Consider the following 21,906-nt stretch of genomic DNA (forward strand, 5'->3'; position numbering starts at 1 on the left):
AATATGAAAAAGCTTCTTAAACAACGCGAACTCCTGCTTCTCGTCATCATCGCAATTATGATCGGGTTGTTCTCGATGCGCGCACCGGGTTTCAGCTCGCCCCGCAACCTCGCAAATATTTTCAACGACACGTCCATCCTGATTATTCTGGCCCTTGGACAGATGTCGGTGATCCTGACAAAGTCCATCGATCTATCGGTCGCGGCCAATCTGGCATTTACCGGTATGGCGGTGGCGATGCTCAATGCCGCCTTCCCCGAAATACCACTGGTCGTGTTAATTGTTGCTGCCGTGATCATTGGCGCCATACTCGGCGCAATCAACGGCATTCTGGTTTGGAAACTGGATATTCCGGCTATCGTGGTCACTCTGGGCACACTGACAATCTATCGCGGTATGGCCTTTGTGCTTTCCGGTGGTGCTTGGGTAAACGCGCACCAAATGACGGGACCGTTTCTCAATACGCCGCGCACGGTGTTTCTGGGACTTCCGCTCCTTGGCTGGACGGCGCTGCTCATTATCGGCTTTATCTATGTGCTGCTCACTCGCAGCTTCTTTGGCCGAGCACTTTATGCATCAGGTGGCAATCCAACGGCAGCGGTCTATGCCGGAATTGACGTGGGCCGAACGCGTTTTTTCGCCTTCGTACTCTCCGGTTCGTTGGCGGGTTTGTGCGGTTATCTCTGGGTTTCACGATATGCGGTTGCTTATGTCGATATCGCCAACGGATTTGAACTCGATAGCGTCGCCGCCTGCGTAATCGGTGGGATCTCGATCATCGGCGGCATTGGCACGGCCTTTGGCGCAGTGCTTGGAGCATTGTTTCTCGGTGTTATCAAAAACGCCCTACCCGTCATCAACATCTCACCCTTCTGGCAAATGGCGATTTCCGGCGCGGTTATCATCGCAGCCGTGATCTTTAATGCCCGACAGGAGAAACGCGGCGGACGCATCATTCTGCGTGACAAGGCCGCTAAGACTTATGAGGAGCCAGCAGCGTGAGCGAGATAACGGAACGCCGCCATATCCCGGATCGGCTGGGTACCTCCTATACGCGGCTGTTTGCCAGCTGGGAAATGCTGTTGCTTGGCGTGGCGATTGCGATCTTCGTCGCAAATTCCTTTGCCTCGCCATATTTCCTAAATGCCTGGAACCTTTCCGACGCAACTTTTAACTTCACCGAAAAAGCGCTCATTGCCTTTGCAATGACGCTGCTCATCATCTCCGGTGAGATCGACCTGTCGGTCGCTGCGATCATTGCCTTAGCATCGACCGCCATGGGGGCCGCAGCACAGATGGGTGTAGGCACACCCGGACTGGTTTTGATCGGCATTGGTACAGGACTATTTTGTGGTGCAATCAATGGCGGACTCGTAGCAGGAATGAAACTTCCTTCCATCGTTGTCACTATTGGTACGATGAGCCTGTTTCGCGGCATTTCCTATATTGTGCTCGGCGATAAGGCCTATGGCGGATACCCAGAAAGCTTCGCTTATTTTGGTCAAGGCTATGTCGTCTGGGTTTTCTCGTTCGAGTTTGTGCTGTTTATCGCTTTTGCGCTGATCTTTGGCGTTCTGCTTCACGCGACCAGCTTTGGCCGTCGCATTTACGCAATTGGCAATAATGAATTTGCCGCGCGCTTCTCGGGAATTCCGGTTGAGCGCATGAAGTTTACGCTGTTCATGCTGACAGGCCTGATGAGCGGGATTGCAGCGGTCTGCCTCACCTCGCGTCTCGGCTCCACCCGTCCATCGATTGCTCAGGGCTGGGAACTTGAAATCATCACGATGGTCGTGCTCGGCGGTGTGTCGATCCTCGGCGGCGCAGGCAGCATCATCGGCGTGGTAATCGCAGCTTTTGTGATGGGACTTGTGACCTTCGGCCTCGGCCTTCTCAACGTCCCTGGCATCGTTATGTCCATCTTCATTGGACTGTTGCTGATCATCACGATCTCGCTGCCAATCCTCGGGCGCAAGTTCAAAGCAAGGCGTAAAACATGACAACCGAGCGCTATGCGTTTCGTATGAAACTTCATGCCGGTCAGGAAGCCGAATATCGGCGTCGTCATGATGAAATCTGGCCGGAGCTTATCGATCTGCTGCACGAAGCTGGTGTGTCCAATTACTCGATCTGGCTAGATGAAGAAACGCATCTTCTTTTTGGCACGCTTACCCGCACGAAAGCGCGCGGCATGGCTTCGCTGCCGGACCATCCGGTTATGAAAAAATGGTGGGCGCATATGTCCGACATTATGGAAACAAACGCCGATAATTCGCCGGTTTCCGTCGACCTCAAACCAGTCTTTCATATGCCATGAAACGCATTGCCATTCTCGATATAGGAAAAACAAACGCCAAAGCTGTGCTGCTCGATGCAAAAACTGGGGGTGAAATCGCCGTTCATCGCACGCCAAACAAGGTTTTGCGGGAAGGGCCTTATCCGCATTATGACATCGAAGCGCTCTGGCAGTTTTTTCTGAAAAGCCTCACTGATTTTGCACAAAATCCCGGATTTGACGCTATATCCATCACGACCCACGGCGCCTGTGCGGCTTTGCTGGATGATACGGGTAAGCTTGCAATGCCGGTGCTCGATTATGAGCATGAATATGTTCCAGAAATCCGGGCTGCTTATGCGCGTATCAAACCACCTTTTGAAGAAACCTTTTCGCCATCATTGGGCGTCGGACTAAATCTCGGCGCGCAACTACATTATTTGAAAACCGCGTTTCCAGAAGAATTTGCCAAGGTGAGCCAGATCCTCACTTACCCGCAATATTGGGCGTATCGGTTGACGGGTGTACCATCGGTGGAAGCAACATCACTTGGCTGCCATACGGATCTCTGGCTTCCGAAAGTAAGCACCTATTCGTCGCTGGTTGAAAGCCTCGGGATTGAAGGTAAGTTCCCGCCGTTGCGTTCGGCATTCGACGTTTTGGGGCAGATGCATCAGGATCTGGCAGATGAAATAGGCATATCTGTTCCGGTGCAAGTTTATTGCGGCATTCATGATTCCAATGCGTCGCTGCTGGCTCACCTTTTGCACAGAGACCCGCCTTTTTCCGTCATATCGACCGGGACATGGGTGGTAAGCTTTGCCGTTGGTGGTGATCTCGATGGGCTTGATCCCAAACGTGATACACTGGCCAATGTCGATGCTTATGGGCGTGCCGTCCCATCCGCGCGTTACATGGGTGGCCGTGAATTTGATATGATGACCGACGGCATCAAAACTCCAACGCCAAACAGAATAGCCAAAGCACTAGAAGTCGTCCTCAATCATAACATTATGGCGCTTCCATCTTCTATTTCTGGCAGCGGCCCTTATCCCAATAATTCACTTCAATGGATAAATGCTGACACTGCAAACTCTGATGAGCTTTATGTTGCAGCATGCCTTTACGCAGCCTTAATGACAGCGACTTGCCTTGATCTACTAAAAGCCTGTGGTCCAACTATCGTCGAGGGGCCTTTTGTAAAAAACCCCATTTACTTATCCGCACTGTCCAGTTTCACCGAGCGTGATGTTACGGCTGTATCCGGCAGCACCGGCACCGCCCTCGGAGCTGGACTACTTGCAGGATCAACTGTTCCTGAAGTAGAAAGTGAAACATATTCAATTAATAGCGATGCATATTTGCTTTATAGAGAATATTGGGCAAATAAAATAAATATATAAATCAAACATTATCGATATACACAAAATAATATATAAAAAAGCGATCGGTGATCAGACCGATATGCTTTAAAGCACAGCTAAATTTTCCAAAATCAAGAGATAGAAATATTAACAAAATGGCTTTGCCGAAGCGAGCGTCGTCAAAGACGTCTCGATGATCCCGATTTTCTGCTTAGCAGTAAAATAGCAAAAAGCGTGTATTGACAGGCTGAGATTTGTTGTGTGCTATAACACTTAACAAAAAGAAACCTGAACTGGGAACAACATGAACCACCACGCTACGCCGCGGTTAGAGGACCGCCTTAAAGATTCTTCACTCCTGCGGAACAAGGCATATATCGGTGGCGAATGGATAGCTGCTGACAATGGAGAGACAGTTATTGTCACAGACCCTGCAACCAATCTTGTGATCGGTTCTGTCCCAAATATGGGCGCTGCTGAGACGCGCCGCGCAATTGAAAGTGCTGAGCAGGCCCGTCATGCATGGGCAGCGCTGCCAGCCATGGAGCGCGCAATCGTTTTGCGTCGTTGGTTTGACCTGATAATTTCCAATCTTTCCGATCTCGCAACGATCATGACTGCCGAGCAGGGCAAGCCGTTAGCGGAAAGTCAAGCCGAAATCCGTTATGCTGCGTCTTTTGCGGAATGGTTTGCAGAAGAGGCAAAGCGTGCCTACGGAGACCTGATCCCGGCTCCACGTGCTCGGTCTCGTATCATGGTTCTCAAGCAACCAATAGGTGTTGTTGCAGCGATCACACCTTGGAATTTCCCTGCCGCAATGATTACCCGTAAGTGCGCACCAGCTTTTGCCGCAGGTTGTTCGGTCGTGGTTAAGCCGTCAGAATTTACGCCCTACTCGGCACTTGCAATGGCCGAACTTGCTGAACGTGCTGGTATTCCAAAAGGGGTATTCAACATTGTAACTGGTGACGCGACTGCAATTGGCGGCGAAATGACTTCAAGCCCGATTGTTCGTAAAATCAGCTTCACAGGATCGACCCGCGTCGGAAAAATTCTTCTCGAACAATCAGCTAATACGGTCAAGAAAGTAGCGATGGAGCTTGGAGGTAATGCCCCGCTTATCGTGTTCGAAGACGCGGATCTTGACGTTGCGGTTCAAGGCGTTCTCAACGCTAAATTCCGCAATACCGGTCAAACCTGCATCTGTCCGAACCGCATTTATGTTCATGAAAACGTACACGACGCTTTCATCGAGCGCCTCTCTGCGGCAGTCAGCGCATTGAAAATTGGTGACGGCTTTGGTGAAGGCGTGCAACAGGGTCCGTTAATCAATGAAGCTGCGCTGACAAAGGTGGAGCGTCATGTAGCCGATGCTGTCGGCAAGGGTGCAAGAGTTGTTGTGGGCGGCAAACGCCATAGGCTTGGACAGACCTTCTACGAGCCAACGGTGCTTGTTGATGTCGATGCGACGATGCTCTTTGAAAGCGAAGAAACGTTTGGTCCAGTTGCGCCCGTGCAGCGGTTCTCGGATGAAAAAGCCGTGATCAAAGCCGCGAATGCCACCACATCCGGCCTCGCAGCTTACATTTTCACCCGAGATCTGGACCGGATGTGGCGCGTTGCTGAACAAATCGAGTCAGGCATTGTCGGCGTCAATGAAGGCTTGGTTTCCAATGAAGTCGCACCTTTTGGCGGTGTAAAAGAATCTGGCATCGGGCGGGAGGGCTCGAAGTACGGGATCGAGGAGTTCCTTGAGTTGAAATACATCTGCATCACCCAGTCTGCAGCATGAATACCCAACGGCATAACGCCGCGAGGGTAATATAAACGCATAAAAACAAAGGGGAATAACGTGAAAATCACGAGCACTTTGAAAATGGGAATTATGGCTTGTGCAGCTGCGCTAATGGGAGCAACAGCACTGAGCGGAGCAGCACATGCAGGTGCCGCTTTGGATGCAATTAAGTCCAAGGGTACTCTGGTCTGCGGCGTTGGTCAGGCCGTTCCGGGCTTTTCCGCTCCAGCTGCGAACGGCGAGTTGGCCGGCATCGACATTGACTATTGTAAGGCAATGGCAGCCGCTATTCTTGGCGATGCCTCGAAAGTCAACTATCGCCAGACATCTTATGCCGAGCGTTTTGTGTTGCTATCGTCGGGTGAGATCGACGTTCTGGCTCATGATACAACAACAACACTGAACCGCGAAGGCGCTCAGAGCGCCCGCTTCACCTCACCAAATTACTTTGACGGCTATACCTTCATGGTACCAAAGTCTCTTGGTATCGATAGTCCTGATAAGTTGGCTGACGCTACAGTCTGTATCCTGCAGGGCTCCACTTTCGAAGTGAACACTGAGAATTTCTTCAAGTCTCGCGGCCTCAACTATACACCACTTGTACTAAGTGCCTGGGAGCAGCTGGATGCAGCTTTCTTTGGCGGACGTTGTGATGCGTTCGGCGGAAATTATGGTAACCTTGCCGGATCACGTGCCGGTAATGGTAATGTCGACGATTACATCATCTTCCCGAATTTCATAACGCTGGAACCTTACGCACCTGCTGTCAAAAGTGGTGATGAGCAACTTTTCCTTATAGCACGCTGGGTCATGTTTGCGCTTGTTGAAGCTGAGCGGCTTGGGATTACGCAGGCTAACGTTGAAGATCTTGCCAAAAACTCTACCGATCCGGAAGTTAAGCAGATACTCGGCACCACACCGGGTAACGGCAAAGATCTCGGTCTGCCGGAAGACTGGGTTGTTAAACTTGTCTCAGCTGTTGGCAATTACGGTGAGAGTTTCGAGCGCAACCTAGGTAAGGCTTCCCCTCTCAAGCTCGACCGCGGTCTTAATGACCTGTGGACGAAGGGTGGCCTTATGTATGCAGCACCGTTGCGCTAATGCGTAGCGAGCGCCTTCAAAACGCGCTGTTTGTTGTGGCAGCCATTGCAGTCTTTGCGTGGCTGTCACACAATCTTGCGTCCAATCTCGCTGCACGCGGCATCAGCATCGATTATAGTTTCCTGTGGAGCGCCACGTCTTTTCCAATCGGGGAGTCACTGATTTCCTTTAGTTCAGGAGACAGCTACTTTCGGGCGTTCCTTGTGGGTCTGCTCAATACAATCAAGCTGGCTGCTGCCGCTATTGTATTGTCCACCTTGCTCGGGCTTCTGATTGGTCTTGCAGGTCGCGCTGCTCACCCGCAGCTTCGCACGCTAGCGAAGACTTATATTGAGGTCACGCGTAACACACCGCTTCTGCTCATTCTCGTTGTCTGTGCAACTGCCGTCCGCGTGCTTCCTGCACCGCGTCAGGCATGGGCACTTGGGGACTTTGTTTTCATCTCAAGCCGTGGTCTCCATGTGCCGACAATTCTGTTCGGAGATACCGGGCCCACGCTGGCCGCCATCTTCATTGCAAGCCTGATCAGTGGCTATGTATTCTGGCGCTTTATGGTGAAAGGGCGCAACGAAACTGGACATTTTTCCCGACGTGCCACAGGTGGCTTTTGCGTCTCTCTTGCGGCTCTTCTTGGCGTCATCATTTTTGCACTTGGCTGGGGCGAGATACAGAAGCCCGCGCTGACCGGCTTTAATTTCCGTGGTGGCGTGGGCCTTACGCCGGAATATATCGCTATGTTGATTGGTCTTTCGTTCTACACGTCAGGTTTTATCGCAGAAATTGTACGCGGAAGTCTTGCTGCTTTGCCAAAGGGGCAAACAGAAGCGGCAAACTCGCTCGGCCTCAATCCATTGCTCACACTTTATCTGGTTCTTGCACCACAAGCGCTTCGGCTCATGCTGCCACCGCTGGCCAATCAGTATCTCAACGCAATCAAGAACACGACACTCGCCGTTCTCATTGGTTATCCTGATCTCGTTTCGGTGGGTAACACCGCGCTCAACCAGACAGGCCGGGCTATTGAAACCGTCTCTATCTATCTGCTGATCTATTTGTCGCTCAGCCTGATAACCTCTGCTGTTATCCGCTGGTTGGAGAAACGCGCGCAACTGGTGAAATCATGAGCGAACCTTCTGCAACACTTCAACGTCCGTCCGATGGCTTCGTATCGGGTTGGCTCCGACCTTATTTTCATCCGTGGCCGCACGCCCTGCTGACAGTCGTCATCACTGGCGGACTTCTCTACCTGTTCTGGCACTTCTATCAATGGGCTGTTGTGAATGCAGTATTTGGTCCGGCATCACCCGATGTTTGCAGGGCGGCGGCTGGAGCCTGTTGGGCGTTTCTCTATGAGCGCTATCACATTATCCTTTTCGGCAGCTACCCAATTGATCAGTACTGGCGTCCTACACTCGCTGTCGTGTTGGTGCTTTCCATCCTCATTATCAGTGGCTTTCGTCGTTTCTGGAAACCGGCACTCGCACTGGCTTGGGTAGCAGTCATGGTCATCAGCCTCATATTGATGAGGGGTGGCATTTTCGGTCTACCGGCAGTGTCAACAAGTCGGTGGGGTGGCCTGCCGCTTACTGTTGGCCTGTCTGCTTTTGGTATTGTGCTGGCACTTCCGCTATCCGTTCTGATTGTGCTTGGTCGCCAGTCGAAAGCCGCTATCGTCCGGCGTTTCTGTTCGCTCTATGTTGAGATCGTGCGCGGTCTGCCACTCATTGCTGTGCTTTTCATTGCTTCAACGATGCTGCCGTTTCTGCTGCCCGGTGGTAATATGGTCGACAATATCCTGCGTGCTCAGGTGGCTCTGATCCTGTTTCAGGCTGCATATCTTGCTGAAGCAATCCGTGGGGGCCTTGAAGCTGTGCCACGCGGTCAGTCAGAAGCAGGAAAGAGCCTCGGACTTTCCGGTGGTCTTATTTCACGTCTGATCGTGCTGCCGCAGGCATTTCGCATCGCTCTTCCAGCGATCATCAACACCTTTATCGAGTCCATCAAAGACACGACCCTGATAAGTATTATTGGCCTTATTGACGTGCTCGGTGGTGCACGTGGAGCAATTGCTGACGGTGCGTGGCTCGGCTTTTATCGTGAAGCATATCTTGTCGTTGGTGGTGCATTCTTCGTGTTTTGCTTCATTCTCTCCATTCATTCCCGGCGTCTTGAGCGCGAATTTGCTCTTGAGAGGCGCTAGAAATGGACATTAGGCAAAACGTGCAGGCAGACGGCGTTGCCATACAGACATATAGGACGCTCGTTCAGGATACGCTGAACGAACAGATCTACCAGCAGATCAAGGAAAAACTCATCATCGGGGAGTTTCGCCCCGGTGATAGACTTGTTCTTCGCAATCTTGCTGCGGCTCTCGGGACGAGCGTGGTTCCGGTCCGCGACGCTCTTCAAAAGCTTGAAAGCCTTGGCGCACTACGTCTTGAGCGCACGTTTATCGTGCCACGTCTGACCATACTTGAACTTACGGAGATCCGCGACATTCGAGTGGCATTGGAAGGGCTTTCGGCGGCGCGTGCTGCGCGAGCTTCAACGCCCGAAAGCCTTGCCGGTTTGCGTGTGCATTTTGAAGCCATGATTGCAGCGGCAGGCGCCAATGATACAAGTCTCTTCCTGCGTGCGAATGCCAGCTTCCATCTGCATATCGCAGATATGAGCAACTCTCCTATTCTGCGCGACATGATTGAACCGCTTTGGTTGAGAATGGGCCCTTCGGTACGCCTCGCAAAGGCCGAACCGGGCAAACTGATTGACGCAATTCCTGATCACAAAATAGCTTTTGACGCCATAGCGTCTCACAATGCTTCAGCCGCGCGAAACGCTGTCGTCTCTGATGTTGTCAACTGTTTCGGCATTCTGGCTGATTCATTTCAGGAAGCAGAGGAATGATGGCGCGAATTACGACGATTGATGCAGAGACCCTCACGAGAAAGCATTTTGGTATCGATGGTCAAGCCATAGAGCTTGGCGGTGAACGCACACAGAATTTCCGCATCCGTTTAGCCGATGGTGCAGCGTTCACGCTGAAGATTTCTGATCCGCAGGAAAGCATCGAGAGTGTGCTTTTGGAAAATGCAGTTCTTCTTCATATTGAAAAAACAGCACCTGAAATCTCAGCGCCCCGCGTCACATCCGCGATCAATGGTCAGCCTATTGTTCCCGTGGCGCTAAATGATAGCAGATATTTGCGGTTATTGACCTATCTTGAAGGAACACCACTTTCGTCTGTAGCTTTATCATCAAGAGCATTGCGTCAGACAATTGGACAGGCAGTAGCCAACCTTGATAATGCGCTGGCGAGCTTTGATCATAGCTATGCACACGAGCGCGATCTTATATGGGATGTGAAAAATATAAGCCGTCTGCGCGAACATTTGCTTCTGATAGAGGAAGATCGTCGTCCCCTTGCGCAAGCAATGCTGGATCGTTTTGAAACTCTTGCCAAGCCGCAAATAGCCTACTTGCCCACACAGGCTGTTCATAGTGACATGAACGGTCAAAATATCCTTATTAATGGCGAACAGTTGGCGGGCTTTCTGGATTTCGGCGACTTGGTTCACGCTCCTCGTCTTGTTGATCTTGCAGGAGCCGCACTGTTACAAATTCGCGGCGAAGAGGATGATTTTGAGAATGCCGCCGATATTGTCGGGGCCTACCATAATGCTTCGCCTTTGTCGGAGCTGGAATTCACGCTCTTGCCAGAGTTTATGATCGCACGTTGCGTCATTAACGTCATTGTTACAGAGTTTTTGGCCGATAGTGACCCAGTCAACCGGCCTTACATCATGAAAAACAATCCCGCCTCCTGGATGCGATTAAAGCGGTTGTCAGCATTATCGCAAAACCTATTCAGCTCCCTTCACCAGAAATTAAGGCGCATGCCATGAGTGTACCTGTGATGATCAATGCGTTCGATGCGAAGAACGCCGGAAGCCTTGATGAGCGCACGAGAAACCTTGTTGAGCGCCGTCAGCGTGTTCTCGGTCAACCGTACCGCATGTTTTACGAAGAGCCAGTCCATTTTGAACGCGCGTCCGGTGTTCGGCTCTATGATGATGCGGGAAATGCCTATCTTGATGCCTATAACAATGTGCCTTGCGTGGGGCACTGTCATCCTCGTGTTGTATCAGCAATTGCTGAACAGGCTGCGCGCCTCAACGTACACACGCGTTATCTCGATGAAGGTATTATCAGTTATGCTGAGAAGCTGCTCAGCCACTTCCCGGCCCAAACCAACCGTTTGATGCTGACCTGCACAGGCAGCGAAGCTAATGATCTGGCCCTGCGTATTGCCCGTAACCATACGGGCGGTACAGGCTTTATTGTCACCGCTAATGCTTATCACGGTATCAGCCATGCGATAGCGGCCATGTCGCCTTCGCTTGGCCCAAATGTGCCACTGGCAATTGAGGTTCGCACGGTTGCTGCGCCTGATGCGCGTGTCGCCGGTTTTCCTGAGCAGGTGTGTGCTTCTTTTGAGAACGAAGTTCGAATTGCTATTGCCGATATGCAACGCCATGGCATTCGACCCGCTGGACTTCTCGTCGATACCATTTTTTCGAGCGATGGTGTTTTTGCAGAACCGACGGGTTTCCTTAAAGGTGCCGTCGATGCAATCCGTGAAGCGGGTGGCCTCTTCATTGCAGATGAAGTGCAGGCTGGTTTCGGTCGTCTGGGTTCGCATATGTGGGGCTTCCAGCGCCACGGCATCGTCCCTGATCTTGTCACTATGGGCAAGCCAATGGGCAACGGTTATCCTATTGCAGGCGTCGTCGCACGTGAGGCAGTTCTTGAACGCTTTGCTCGCGAAGCTCGTTATTTCAATACATTCGGCGGCAACCCAGTTGCCTGCGCCGCTGCCTCGGCAGTCCTTGACATACTGCGCGATGAAGACCTTCTGGCAAATGCCTCGAAAGTCGGCAAACATATGAAGGCCGGTTTCGAGGGCTTATCGAAGCGCCACGCGGCGATCGGTGATGTGCGTGGTGTGGGATTATTTCTGGGCGTTGATATTCTGGACGAGAATGGCGCGCCCTCACCAGGTGCTGCTGGTAATCTCGTCAATGAGCTGCGTCGGCGGCACGTGCTGATCAGTGCATCTGGACCGCTCGGTCATGTTTTGAAGATCAGACCACCGCTGCCCTTTTCGATCTCTGATGCAGATGAGCTTTTACAGATATGTGACGAAGTGTTGAGTAACTTCTGAGCTCAAATAGTCATGTGGTAAATATTGATCAACTGTGCAGCCTAATGGGCAAAGCCGCAATAATAAAAGGATGCTCGAATGATAGGCGAAAATGTCAAACGTTTCGACGATCTTCAAGAAGATAGTCCGCAAATGGCGATCTCGGAGACCGAAGTGGCTATCGAGATCAAGAATATGCACAAGTGGTATGGCGAATTCCACGTGCTGCGTGACATCAACCTGAAGGTCATGCGGGGCGAACGCATCGTTGTGGCCGGACCATCGGGTTCGGGAAAATCAACCATGATCCGTTGCGTCAACCGTCTGGAAGAGCACCAGAAAGGGCAGATCATTGTGGACGGCATCGAGCTTACCAATGATCTCAAAAAGATCGACGAAGTTCGCCGTGAAGTCGGCATGGTGTTTCAGCACTTCAACTTGTTCCCGCATCTGACCATTCTGGAAAACTGTACGCTGGCCCCGATCTGGGTGCGTAAAATGCCGAAGAAGCAGGCTGAAGAAGTGGCTATGCATTATCTGAAGCGCGTGAAAATTCCGGAACAGGCCAATAAATATCCGGGTCAGCTTTCAGGTGGTCAGCAGCAGCGTGTGGCGATTGCCCGTGCGCTCTGCATGAGCCCGAAGGTTATGCTGTTTGACGAGCCGACTTCGGCTCTTGATCCGGAAATGGTCAAGGAAGTGCTGGATACGATGGTGAGCCTTGCTGATGAAGGCATGACAATGATCTGCGTGACACACGAGATGGGCTTTGCCCGGCAGGTCGCAAACCGTGTGATCTTCATGGATCAGGGCCAGATCGTCGAAGAAAATGCGCCAGCCGAGTTCTTCGACAACCCCCAGCATGAACGCACGAAGCTTTTCCTCAGTCAGATTCTACATTAGGCGGCTAATAACACAATGCACTCCTGAAAAAGGGCGCTGTAATTTATACAGCGCCCATCTTTTTGTTGATTAGTTCAGGTTTTCAGAGCTGCGCCACTGGGCAGTATCGTCAAGTGTTCTGCGGAGACGTTTCACCGTCTCGTGCACCTGTTCTTCGTTGATGATGAGTGGTGGGCACAGTGCAACGACATCGCCGATAGCGCGAACAATGAGTCCATTCTCGTGTCCGGCAGCGAAAGCGCGGGCACCAATTTTGCCTGGCGTAGCAAAAGGATGGCGGCTTTCTTTATCCGCCACAAGCTCGATACCAGCGATAAGGCCAGCGCCTCGAATTTCTCCAACAAGCGGATGATCGGCAAGTTCTGCCAGTTTAGACTGTAAAATTGCACCCATACGGGCTGCATTTCCAATCAGATCACGTTCTTCAATGATCTTGAGATTTTCAACACCCACGGCTGTCGCCACCGGATGACCGGAGGCAGTGAAGCCATGGCCGAAAGTGCCGATCTTGGCCGTATTGTCAGCAATCGCATCATATACGGCCTCTGTAAATACAACTGCTGCAAGGGGCATATATGACGAGGTCAACTGCTTTGACACGACCATGATGTCTGGTGTGAAGCCATAATATTCACAGCCAAAGGTCGTGCCAAGACGACCAAAGCCACAAATTACTTCATCAGCAATCAGCAGAATATCATATTTGCGGCAAAGCGCTTCAATGCCTTTCCAATAACCTTCTGGTGGCGGCATCACGCCTCCCGCAGCCATCAATGGTTCACCGATGAAGCCCGCAATGGTTTCCGGACCTTCCTCAAGGATCACTGCTTCGGCTTCAGCAATCAGCCTTGCTGTGAACTCAGCTTCACTCTCGCCTGGCAAACCATAACGATAAAAATGCGGGCAAGTCAGATGCCTAACCGGAATGGCTGGGAGGTCGAAATCGCGATGATTGTTTGGCAGGCCCGTCAGACTGCCAGAGGCAATCGTGATGCCATGATAGCCACGCGTGCGGGCGAGAAATTTCTTTTTTAGTGGTCGGCCAAGCGCATTGTTCATGTACCAGACCATCTTGATCATGGTGTCGTTGGCTTCGGAACCAGAACTTGTAAAAAACACCCGTGTTAGCGAAGCAGGCGTCATCTCAACGATCTTCTCAGCAAGACGGATGGATGGCTCATGCGATTTGTGGCTGAATGTATGATAGTAAGGCAATTTAGCCATCTGCTCGGCGGCAACTTTGACGAGACGCGGTTCGTCAAAGCCAACCGCGACCGACCACAACCCGGCCAGTCCTTCAATATATTCTTTGCCAGCATCATCGTAAATGTAGATGCCTTTGCCACGATCAATGATCATCGGGCCTTGTAGCTCGTGCGCGCGTGCATCTGTGTAGGGATGCAAAGTCGTCGTGATATCCGCATGGGCGAGCGAGTTGGAAAGCCTATCATTCATTTGTATCTTCCTCCATTTGACGTTTGCGCAGTCGTCCGTCTGGGCACGAGAGATGCAAGAGACCGCATCATTAAGATCTGCTCCGACCATTCATCTGACATGATCTTTTCAAGGCAAACTTGGCGGCATCAGATTATGGCCACACTTCATATTTGTCTAGTGTTATAACAGTTTTATGGCAATGTTTTTAATGCTAAAGATTATGTTCGATGTTATGACGACGGCACATTAAGAGGAGACCTTATGCAAAACCGTGATACCGACCCAGCAGGAGCGAGCGCGCCTGAACTGTCACCAGTTTCCCGTGACATGCTTCATGAGCAGATTTATGAGATGCTTAAGCGTAATCTTATGATGGGGCGATTTACACCGGGTCAGAAGCTACCTCTCCGAGGTCTCGCTAAAAGCCTGGGAACCAGTTTGATGCCAGTACGCGATGCATTGCAGAGGTTGGAGAGTGTTGGCAGTGTGGTTTCAACAGCCAATAGAACGATGATGGTGCCGATATTCACCACTAAGGAACTGCATGATATTCGCGTGCTAAGAACTATTTTAGAGACTGCTGCGCTGGAACGCGCGATCGAAAACCGTACGCAAGAGCAGCTTGATAAGCTGAAAATCTACGTTGCAGATATTTGCCGCTCCGCTGAAATTAACGATCTGGACCTCTTTCTGGAAGCGAACTATCATTTCCATATGTTGATCGCAGAAATGAGCAACCTTGCCTTCATCAGCCAACTATTGGAACCACTTTGGATGCATATTGGTCCTTCCGTGCGGCAATCTGTTCCAAACGACACACTTTTTCGAAGCTCTGCTCAGCACCATCTCGACGTTTACGACGCAATCGTTGCGAAGGATATTAAAAAAGCAACAGTCGCCCTGCAGCTTGATATTTCGGAAGGATATACTTTCTAAATCAGCTTTACGGCAAATGAAGATCGATTTTTATGAAACCAAATACCGATTACAAAATCACGCGATCAATAAAACATTAGACTGCGCGTAATTAGATAACAATAGATTTACCTATCTCGGGGCCGCAAACAACAACCCATTAGAAGAATTACGCATAACATCCATTTGTATTCCATATATGTCCCGAAGGCGTTCAGGCTGCATAATATCGTTGCAGGTCGAGCGGGCGATTAATTTACCACTGTGCAGAGCTAGAACCTCGTCACAAAAGCGCGAAGCCATATTAACATCATGTAAAACAACGAACACGCTTAGGTTTTTTTCGTGCGATAGTTTTCGTACAAGCGATAAAACTTCAATTTGATGAGCAATGTCCAGCGCAGATGTTGGCTCATCCAACAACAAGCACTCTGCATCCTGCGCAACCAACATAGCAAGCCACACACGCTGCCGCTCTCCACCTGAAAGCGTATCAACCAAGCGGTCAGCAAACAGGCCTAATCCTGTCAGTTCAATGGCCTCATCGACTTTCTGCCGATCAATCGAGCCAAACCGCCCAAGAGCACCATGCCAAGGGTAGCGTCCCAATGCCACGAGTTCTTTGACAAGCATACCCGTAGCTGGCGCAGTCTGCTGAGGAAGATATGCAAGCTTACGCGCAAATTCTCGATCGCCCCATTTATCAAGCTTTTTACCCGCGAAGCTTATCGTTCCTGCCGATGCAACGTGTTGCCGAGCAAGAATTTTAAGCAGTGTTGACTTCCCTGAACCGTTGTGTCCGATAAGTGCAGTCATATTGCCTGCTTGTATCGATACGCTCAGCGGCTGCAAAAGTGTGCGTCCTTCAACCGAAAAAGTCACATTCTCAAGTTCAAACAATGCAGACATGCTAATCCTGTCCCGGTTGCAGCTCGCCCAGATGCCGTGGTTTAAATAAACTGGCCGTCAGCGCGATAATAGTTAAATTTACCATTGGCGATGAGTATACATCTACGGGTCAGGGGAGCTTCCCCTGGATAGTCCATCATTGCCATATTTTGAATCTGTGAAATCTCTATTCACCTTGAAACTTACAGAATTAAGTTCGCATCGGGCCAGCCATGCGTGAAAGAATGCCGTCTTTAAGCACCAGTTGATGAAACAGTGCGGCCAGTATGTGGGCGACAATCAACACGCACAGAACCCATGAAAGCAGGCTGTGCAGCGCATTTGCGGGTGCCATCATCCATTCCACTTTCTCGCCGGTTGCGGGTACAATATTAATGCCCCATTGCTCGCGTCCCTTACCGCTGCCATAGGCGCGAAACAGTGCCAGAGCCGGAATGGCGAACAGCAGCACATAGAAAGCATTATGTGCAATGCACGCCAGTTTGCCCATCAGTCCTGCTTGATGCGGCGGGCGCTGATTGCGATTGATGAATGCCCAGATGCCACGCACGACAACCAGTACAATCGTCAGAAACCCGACCGTTCCATGTGCTGGACCGAAAATTCTGATGGCATCAAGCACCGTTGAAGGGCCAACCATTTTCCACGAAAGGATCATAACAAACTGCCAGAGCAGAATATAGGCCATTGCCCAATGTAGAATTCGGCTCACAAGCCCGTATCGCTCCGGAGAATCCATCCAGAGCGACGTGTTCGTATTCATCAGATTATCCCTTTCGTCCAAAGAACGCACAAAGGACGCTCCGAATATTTAAATCTGTGCATCATGCTTCTCGAAAATCGTCATGATTTCCGGGCCGACGCGAGCGCCCAGGCAAGATAGGGCGCACCAACCAAAGCTGCGAAAAGGCCCAGCGGCAACTCATAAGGGAAGGTCGCATTGCGCGAACCAAGATCGGCAATCACCATCAAAAGCGCGCCTAGCACGGCTGATGCCACGACATGCGACTGAGCCTGATCAAAGCCCATTCGCCGCGTCATATGCGGTGCCATCAGCCCCACAAAGCTCAACGGGCCGACGAGAAGCGATGCGGCGGCACTGGCAATCGCGGCAAGCAGGATCGTCAATATTCGTGCAGACCGCACCGGCAAACCAAGTGAGACTGGAATCGTCTGCCCCAGCGGCAGGATGGTTAACCAGCGGGACGCGAGCAATGCCAGCCCAATCACTGTGAATGTCAGCACGACAAGGAAAAGCGAACTTTCCGGCGTTGCCGTTGCCGATGACCCGCTGAGCCAGGCAAGAATCTGCCACGATCGCTGATCGCCGATCGAGAGGAAGATACTCAATATGGCAGATGCGAGCGAACCGACCGAAATACCGGCCAGAAGCAAACGTGCAGATGACAGCCTTCTGCGGCTCGCAAAGCTCAACACAACCAGCATAGCAATCAGCGCACCAATGGACGCGCAAAGTAGCAATTGCGCATTATTGGGTGCGGCGAAAATTGTCAGTGCTAAAGCAAAGCCTATGCCTGCTCCGCCACTGACGCCGATTACTTCCGGGCTTGCCAGCGGGTTGCCGGTTAGTCGCTGGAGGACAGCGCCCGCCATTGCAAGCAGACTGCCTGCGGCAGCGGCTGCCAGAAGGCGCGGCCAGCGCAAAGGCAAGATATCGCGAAGATTTTCGCCTGTCAGAAGCAACCAGCCTTCCGGCGTGCGCGCAAGCGCAAGAGCGAAAAAAGCTGCGACCAGCAGAGCGATGAGCAGCAAGCAAAGTTTGGCATTGGAAGCACGTCTGAAAACCTGTGCAGGTGAGGATTGCTGCGATCCTGTCGAACGCACACGCGGAATGAGCCAGAGCAACAAAGGCCCACCGATCAGTGCAGTAACTGCGCCTGTCGGGAAAGTCTCACCCAGATTTGCGCCGAAAACTTGCACCGCCCCGTCGCAGATCCAGAGAAGAACGGCACCAGCAAAAGGTGACGCCAGCAGGATTAAACTCGGCTTTCTGACCCCGAAGCCACGGACGATTGCGGGGGCAGCCAGACCGACAAAACTGATAAGCCCGACACTGGCCGCAACGCCAGCACTCAGCACCACCGCAACAGCCACGACCGCCACACGCAGCCATGCCAGCGGAACACCCAGCGAGCGCGCACTGCTATCACCAAGGCTTGCAAGCGTCAGCGGACGGCTCAGCATGATTGCGGCAATGAGGCAGACAAGGAATTGCAAAGCAAGGGCGACCGTCGATGACCAGTCCTGCTGGCTCAGCGAACCGCCATTCCATGTCACGAGCGACATGAGATACTGGCCCTGCGATAGCGTCATCGCGGCGGAAATCGCACTGCACGTCACACCGATCAGAAGACCGGACACAACCATCGTCACTGGCTCAAGCCGACTACGCCAGCCGAGCAGAAACACGATTGCGGTCGCAACACCAGCGCCCGAAAGCGCCACCGCCCAGCGAAACTGGTCAAGCACTGTCGGGAAGAACAGCGTTGCCGTAACGATTGCCAGCTGCGCGCCCGATGATACGCCAAGCGTCGATGGATCGGCAATCGGGTTGTTGAGCAAACGCTGCAGCAAAGCACCCGCCAGCCCCAATGCTGCACCGGCAAAAATCGCAACGGAAGCACGCGGAAACAGCGCATAGGCCAGAATGACCTGCTCGGTACTCATGCTTTGCGGATTAAACGGCAGCGAAGGCCATTGTGCAAAAGGCAAAAATGCATTGGCGTTCCAGAGAAACAGTCCAAGAGCAATCATAACGCCTATTACAGCACTTGAAATCAGTCCGCCACGGGTCACAGAAATGCCTCGCCACTTGCCTGCAACGCCCGGCTCAAAAGCCGTGCAAATCGCAATCCGGCGGTCAGTCCGCCATAAGGATTGATGTTACCCACCATATAGACACGGCCGTCGCGGACAGGTTTGAGCGATTGCCAGATCACGCTGTTGCGCAGGCTGTTGCGCGATTCAACTGGAATATCCGAGATGATGATGATGCGCGCATCAGGATTTGCTGCCAGATTTTCCAACGGAACGGGAGCCGCAAATGTAAAGCGCGAGCGATCCGTCCAGGCGTTTGGCAGACCAAGCCGTTCCAGCACATCACCAAACATACTATCATTGCCGAAAGCGCGGAAATGGCGCGCATCGCCAATATTGATGAGATAGGTCGGGCGCGATGCAAAAGGCTTTAATGTCTCTTTGGTCTCGGCAATAAATTTCGCCTGAGCCTCAATAACACTTGATGCTTTGGCGCTGAGTTCAAGCTTGTCGCCCAGCGCCGTTACAGCTTGCAGCGACTTCTCATAAGGCCCCTCGCCGCGCACATAAAACGGCAATGACATGATCGGCGCTATCGATTTCATCGCCTCTTCATGCCGGGTATAAAAAGGGGAACTCAGGATCAGATCAGGCTTGAGCAGATAAAGCAGCTCGAAATTCGGCGAACCACGCAGACCGAGATCGACAACCGAAGCAGGCAATTGCGGCTCAACCGCATCTTCACGAAACCGGATCAGCTCTGTTGCCGCAATCGGCGTGACACCCAATGCCACCAGACATTCGAGCATGGCCCAATCGATTGCCGCAATACGCGGAAATGGATTGGCGCGCGCCACATTCGGCAAAGCCAAAGCCGCCAGAAGGCCAAGGGCTTTCCGGCGGCTGATTTGAGATGCAGAGACTATCGATCCGCGTTGCGGGCCTGTTACCATGTAAATGTCAGCTTGCTCATATAGGTTCTGCCATCACCATAGTTACATCCGAACGAACTGCAACTTGCGACATACTTCTTGTCCGCAATATTCTTAATATTGAGCGACGCTTTGATGTGATCCTTTTGATAGTGGATGACAGCGTCCGTAAGCGTGATTGCATCAAGATCAAAAGTGTTTGCGGTGTCGCCATAACGCTGGCCGACATAACGCACGCCGCCGCCAGCACCAAATCCTTCAAGTATGGAACCTTCCTGAAAGGTATAATTGAGCCAGAGACTTGCTGCGTGTTCCGGCACGTTGGCAGGACGATTACCGTTATCCTTAACGCCTGAAATTTCTGCATTCATGTAAGTATAGGCTGCGCGCAGATCGAGACCCTGTGCGAGACTTGTGACGCCTTCAAGCTCTAATCCCTTAACCCGAACTTCACCGATCTGTTCTGTTGTCGTGCCTCCCTCCGGCAAAGCAACAGAGTTCGGAACATTCTGCTGGCGCAGATCATAAACCGCTGCCGCAAAGTAACCATCCCAGCCATTTGGCTGATATTTTACGCCTGCTTCCCACTGCTTGCCGGTCGTTGGCTGCAATACACCTGCGGTTGCCGAAACTGCTACAGGTTCAAACGAAGTCGAATAGCTGACATAAGGCGCGATACCATTGTCAAATACATAACCAAGGCCCGCACGGCCTGTTAGTTTCTCATCATCCTGATCAAGCGGGCGAGGTATATTGGTATTGCGATTGGTTGAAGTGCCGCGGGTCGACGCCCAATCCTGACGCAGAGCAAAAGTCGCGCGCCAGTTTTCATAGGCCAGCTCGTCCTGCGCATAGATACCGACCTGCGTCATGCGGGAATCGACAAGCGTGTTAACGGTCGGTTTCGCAGTCAGGTACTTGATCGGCCCACCATAGACAGGGTTGTAGGCATCAAGTGTAGTCGCACTCCAGAACTGCGTTCCGGCACTGTTGTCGAAATAGCGATAGTCGACACCGACAAGAAACTTGTGCTCGACCGGACCTGTATCGAACTCGGCGACCAGATTATTATCAATATTGAACGTGTTCAGGCGTTCGTTCTGGACTGTGGCCGTGCGGTTGATCGTGCGGCCGTCCTTTGCGAGACCGGTCGATGCCATGCCAAGCGCCGTATAATCCCAGCGTTGATTAGTGTAACGCGCGTTCTGCCGGAAAGTCCATGTTTCGTTGATGCGATGTTCAAGCTCATAACCGAGATTGACGACATTGCGGCTTGAATCGTCATAGCTTGGATCGCCGACATAGAAGTCGCGTGGCAGGCTGTAATCGGTCGCGTTCAATGTGAGCTGTGCAGGCAAGCCCGAAGGTGAGCTTGGATTGTCGTGCTGGAAGCTGGTCAGAATGGTGAGCTTGGTATCTTCATCTGGTTTCCATGTGAAAGCGGGCGCGATGAAATAGCGATCATTATCGAGATAGTCCGTCTGCGTGCCAGCTTTGCGCACCATACCCGTCAGGCGATAGGCAAACTGATCACTTTCCGCGACAGGGCCGCCAAAATCGAAATAGGTTCCATAGGTATCATAGCTACCAGCCTGAACGCCAATCTCGCCGAATTTCTCAAACGTCGGTCGCTTGCTGATCATATTGATCAGGCCACCGGGATTGCCCTGACCGAACATCACTGAGGCAGGTCCGCGCACCACTTCGATACGCTCAAGCATATAAGGATCAACCGCAGAGGCACCAGCGGTTCGCATCAAGCGAAGGCCGTTGAGAAACTGGACCTGACGGCCATCAAAACCACGGATCAGCGGTGAATCAAAGCGCGGGTCAGAACCATAGGGTTCGGAAACCACGCCTGGCGTATAGCCAAGCGCCTGTCCAAGGCTCTGCGCTCCCTGCGCCGCCATTTCATTCGCTGTCACGACAGAGATTGACTGTGGAGTTTCAACGAGTGGCGTTCCAGTCTTGGTCGCGCTGATGCTGGTTTTAGCGACGTAGCCCTTAATCGGTGCTGTGGGATCTTCCGAACCGCCATTCACGACAATCGGTGCGAGCACAGTGGTGCTCGCTGCTTCCTGCGCATTGACTGCAACGATTGTGGCCAACGTCGTGCCGGAAAGAATAACAACCGATAATGTGCGGCGATTTCGGGCCAGGATTTTCACTTTGATCCCCTCAAGGTTTAAACTGGACCCCATTAATCATCTTTTCTTAATCTATCCAATAATTCAAGGGCGTATTTTTCATAAGTTTCCTTTATAATAATCAAAATCGCCATAGTCTTGGATTATCCA

19 protein-coding genes are annotated in these 21,906 nt (G+C 51.9%); 13 read left to right on the forward strand and 6 right to left on the reverse strand.

All coding sequences use genetic code 11. The features are described 5' to 3' along the window. Positions 1-3: 3 nt before the first annotated feature. From WH356_RS09670 to WH356_RS09725, 12 genes are all read left to right on the forward strand, one after another. The gene (locus WH356_RS09670; RefSeq protein ID WP_339510205.1) at positions 4-1,002 is read left to right on the forward strand and encodes an ABC transporter permease; all 999 of its coding nucleotides are present in this window, start codon (positions 4-6) and stop codon (positions 1,000-1,002) included. Then, positions 999-2,000 (forward strand): ABC transporter permease, encoded by a 1,002-nt coding sequence (locus WH356_RS09675; RefSeq protein WP_339510207.1) that lies wholly within the window; start codon positions 999-1,001, stop codon positions 1,998-2,000. Before WH356_RS09670 ends, WH356_RS09675 begins: the two co-directional genes overlap by 4 nt. Next, the gene (gene rhaM / locus WH356_RS09680; protein ID WP_339510209.1) at positions 1,997-2,317 is read left to right on the forward strand and encodes an L-rhamnose mutarotase; all 321 of its coding nucleotides are present in this window, start codon (positions 1,997-1,999) and stop codon (positions 2,315-2,317) included. Before WH356_RS09675 ends, rhaM begins: the two co-directional genes overlap by 4 nt. After that, positions 2,314-3,678, forward strand: coding sequence for an FGGY-family carbohydrate kinase (locus WH356_RS09685; RefSeq protein WP_339510211.1), 1,365 nt, complete (start codon positions 2,314-2,316; stop codon positions 3,676-3,678). The genes rhaM and WH356_RS09685 overlap by 4 nt, the downstream gene beginning before the upstream one ends. 265 nt (positions 3,679-3,943) lie before the next feature. Beyond that, a complete protein-coding gene (locus tag WH356_RS09690; protein ID WP_339510213.1) occupies positions 3,944-5,431 on the forward strand; it encodes an NAD-dependent succinate-semialdehyde dehydrogenase in 1,488 nt (495 codons plus the stop codon). A 60-nt stretch (positions 5,432-5,491) separates the two neighbouring features. Beyond that, entirely contained in the window at positions 5,492-6,535 is a 1,044-nt protein-coding gene (locus WH356_RS09695) for an amino acid ABC transporter substrate-binding protein (RefSeq protein WP_339510215.1), read from the forward strand. Then, positions 6,535-7,659: an ABC transporter permease subunit gene (locus tag WH356_RS09700; RefSeq protein ID WP_339510217.1), complete on the forward strand. Its 1,125-nt coding sequence runs from the start codon at positions 6,535-6,537 to the stop codon at positions 7,657-7,659. The genes WH356_RS09695 and WH356_RS09700 overlap by 1 nt, the downstream gene beginning before the upstream one ends. Beyond that, positions 7,656-8,735: an amino acid ABC transporter permease gene (locus WH356_RS09705; protein WP_339510219.1), complete on the forward strand. Its 1,080-nt coding sequence runs from the start codon at positions 7,656-7,658 to the stop codon at positions 8,733-8,735. Before WH356_RS09700 ends, WH356_RS09705 begins: the two co-directional genes overlap by 4 nt. 2 nt (positions 8,736-8,737) lie before the next feature. Then, positions 8,738-9,439, forward strand: coding sequence for a GntR family transcriptional regulator (locus tag WH356_RS09710; protein WP_339510221.1), 702 nt, complete (start codon positions 8,738-8,740; stop codon positions 9,437-9,439). Further along, positions 9,436-10,437, forward strand: a complete 1,002-nt coding sequence (locus WH356_RS09715; RefSeq protein WP_339510223.1) for a phosphotransferase — start codon at positions 9,436-9,438, stop codon at positions 10,435-10,437. The genes WH356_RS09710 and WH356_RS09715 overlap by 4 nt, the downstream gene beginning before the upstream one ends. Beyond that, positions 10,434-11,756, forward strand: coding sequence for an aspartate aminotransferase family protein (locus WH356_RS09720; protein ID WP_339510225.1), 1,323 nt, complete (start codon positions 10,434-10,436; stop codon positions 11,754-11,756). The genes WH356_RS09715 and WH356_RS09720 overlap by 4 nt, the downstream gene beginning before the upstream one ends. Positions 11,757-11,888: 132 nt before the next feature. Continuing rightward, the gene (locus WH356_RS09725; protein ID WP_421565693.1) at positions 11,889-12,638 is read left to right on the forward strand and encodes an amino acid ABC transporter ATP-binding protein; all 750 of its coding nucleotides are present in this window, start codon (positions 11,889-11,891) and stop codon (positions 12,636-12,638) included. Positions 12,639-12,707: 69 nt separating this feature from the next. On the opposite strand, the gene WH356_RS09730 is transcribed toward WH356_RS09725, so the two are convergent. Continuing rightward, positions 12,708-14,093: an aspartate aminotransferase family protein gene (locus WH356_RS09730; RefSeq protein ID WP_339510229.1), complete on the reverse strand. Its 1,386-nt coding sequence runs from the start codon at positions 14,091-14,093 to the stop codon at positions 12,708-12,710. A 243-nt stretch (positions 14,094-14,336) separates the two neighbouring features. Here WH356_RS09730 and WH356_RS09735 point away from each other — a divergent pair, with 243 nt between their 5' ends. Then, positions 14,337-15,011, forward strand: coding sequence for a GntR family transcriptional regulator (locus WH356_RS09735; protein WP_339510231.1), 675 nt, complete (start codon positions 14,337-14,339; stop codon positions 15,009-15,011). A 111-nt stretch (positions 15,012-15,122) separates the two neighbouring features. On the opposite strand, the gene WH356_RS09740 is transcribed toward WH356_RS09735, so the two are convergent. The 5 genes from WH356_RS09740 to WH356_RS09760 all read right to left on the reverse strand — a co-directional run bounded on the left by WH356_RS09740 (position 15,123) and on the right by WH356_RS09760 (position 21,810). Next, a complete protein-coding gene (locus tag WH356_RS09740) occupies positions 15,123-15,899 on the reverse strand; it encodes an ATP-binding cassette domain-containing protein (RefSeq protein ID WP_339510233.1) in 777 nt (258 codons plus the stop codon). 190 nt (positions 15,900-16,089) lie between these two features. Next, on the reverse strand, positions 16,090-16,662 hold the full coding sequence (locus WH356_RS09745) for a cytochrome b (RefSeq protein ID WP_339510235.1): 573 nt from the start codon (positions 16,660-16,662) through the stop codon (positions 16,090-16,092). A gap of 80 nt (positions 16,663-16,742) precedes the next feature. After that, positions 16,743-18,674, reverse strand: coding sequence for a Fe(3+)-hydroxamate ABC transporter permease FhuB (fhuB, locus tag WH356_RS09750; protein WP_339510336.1), 1,932 nt, complete (start codon positions 18,672-18,674; stop codon positions 16,743-16,745). Positions 18,675-18,712: 38 nt separating this feature from the next. Then, complete coding sequence (locus WH356_RS09755; RefSeq protein ID WP_313829126.1) at positions 18,713-19,630, reverse strand: iron-siderophore ABC transporter substrate-binding protein; 918 nt, start codon at positions 19,628-19,630, stop codon at positions 18,713-18,715. Further along, positions 19,624-21,810: a TonB-dependent siderophore receptor gene (locus WH356_RS09760; RefSeq protein WP_339510241.1), complete on the reverse strand. Its 2,187-nt coding sequence runs from the start codon at positions 21,808-21,810 to the stop codon at positions 19,624-19,626. Before WH356_RS09760 ends, WH356_RS09755 begins: the two co-directional genes overlap by 7 nt. Positions 21,811-21,906: the final 96 nt, after the last annotated feature.

Source organism: Ochrobactrum sp. MYb379, assembly GCF_037479515.1.
GTDB lineage: Bacteria > Pseudomonadota > Alphaproteobacteria > Rhizobiales > Rhizobiaceae > Brucella.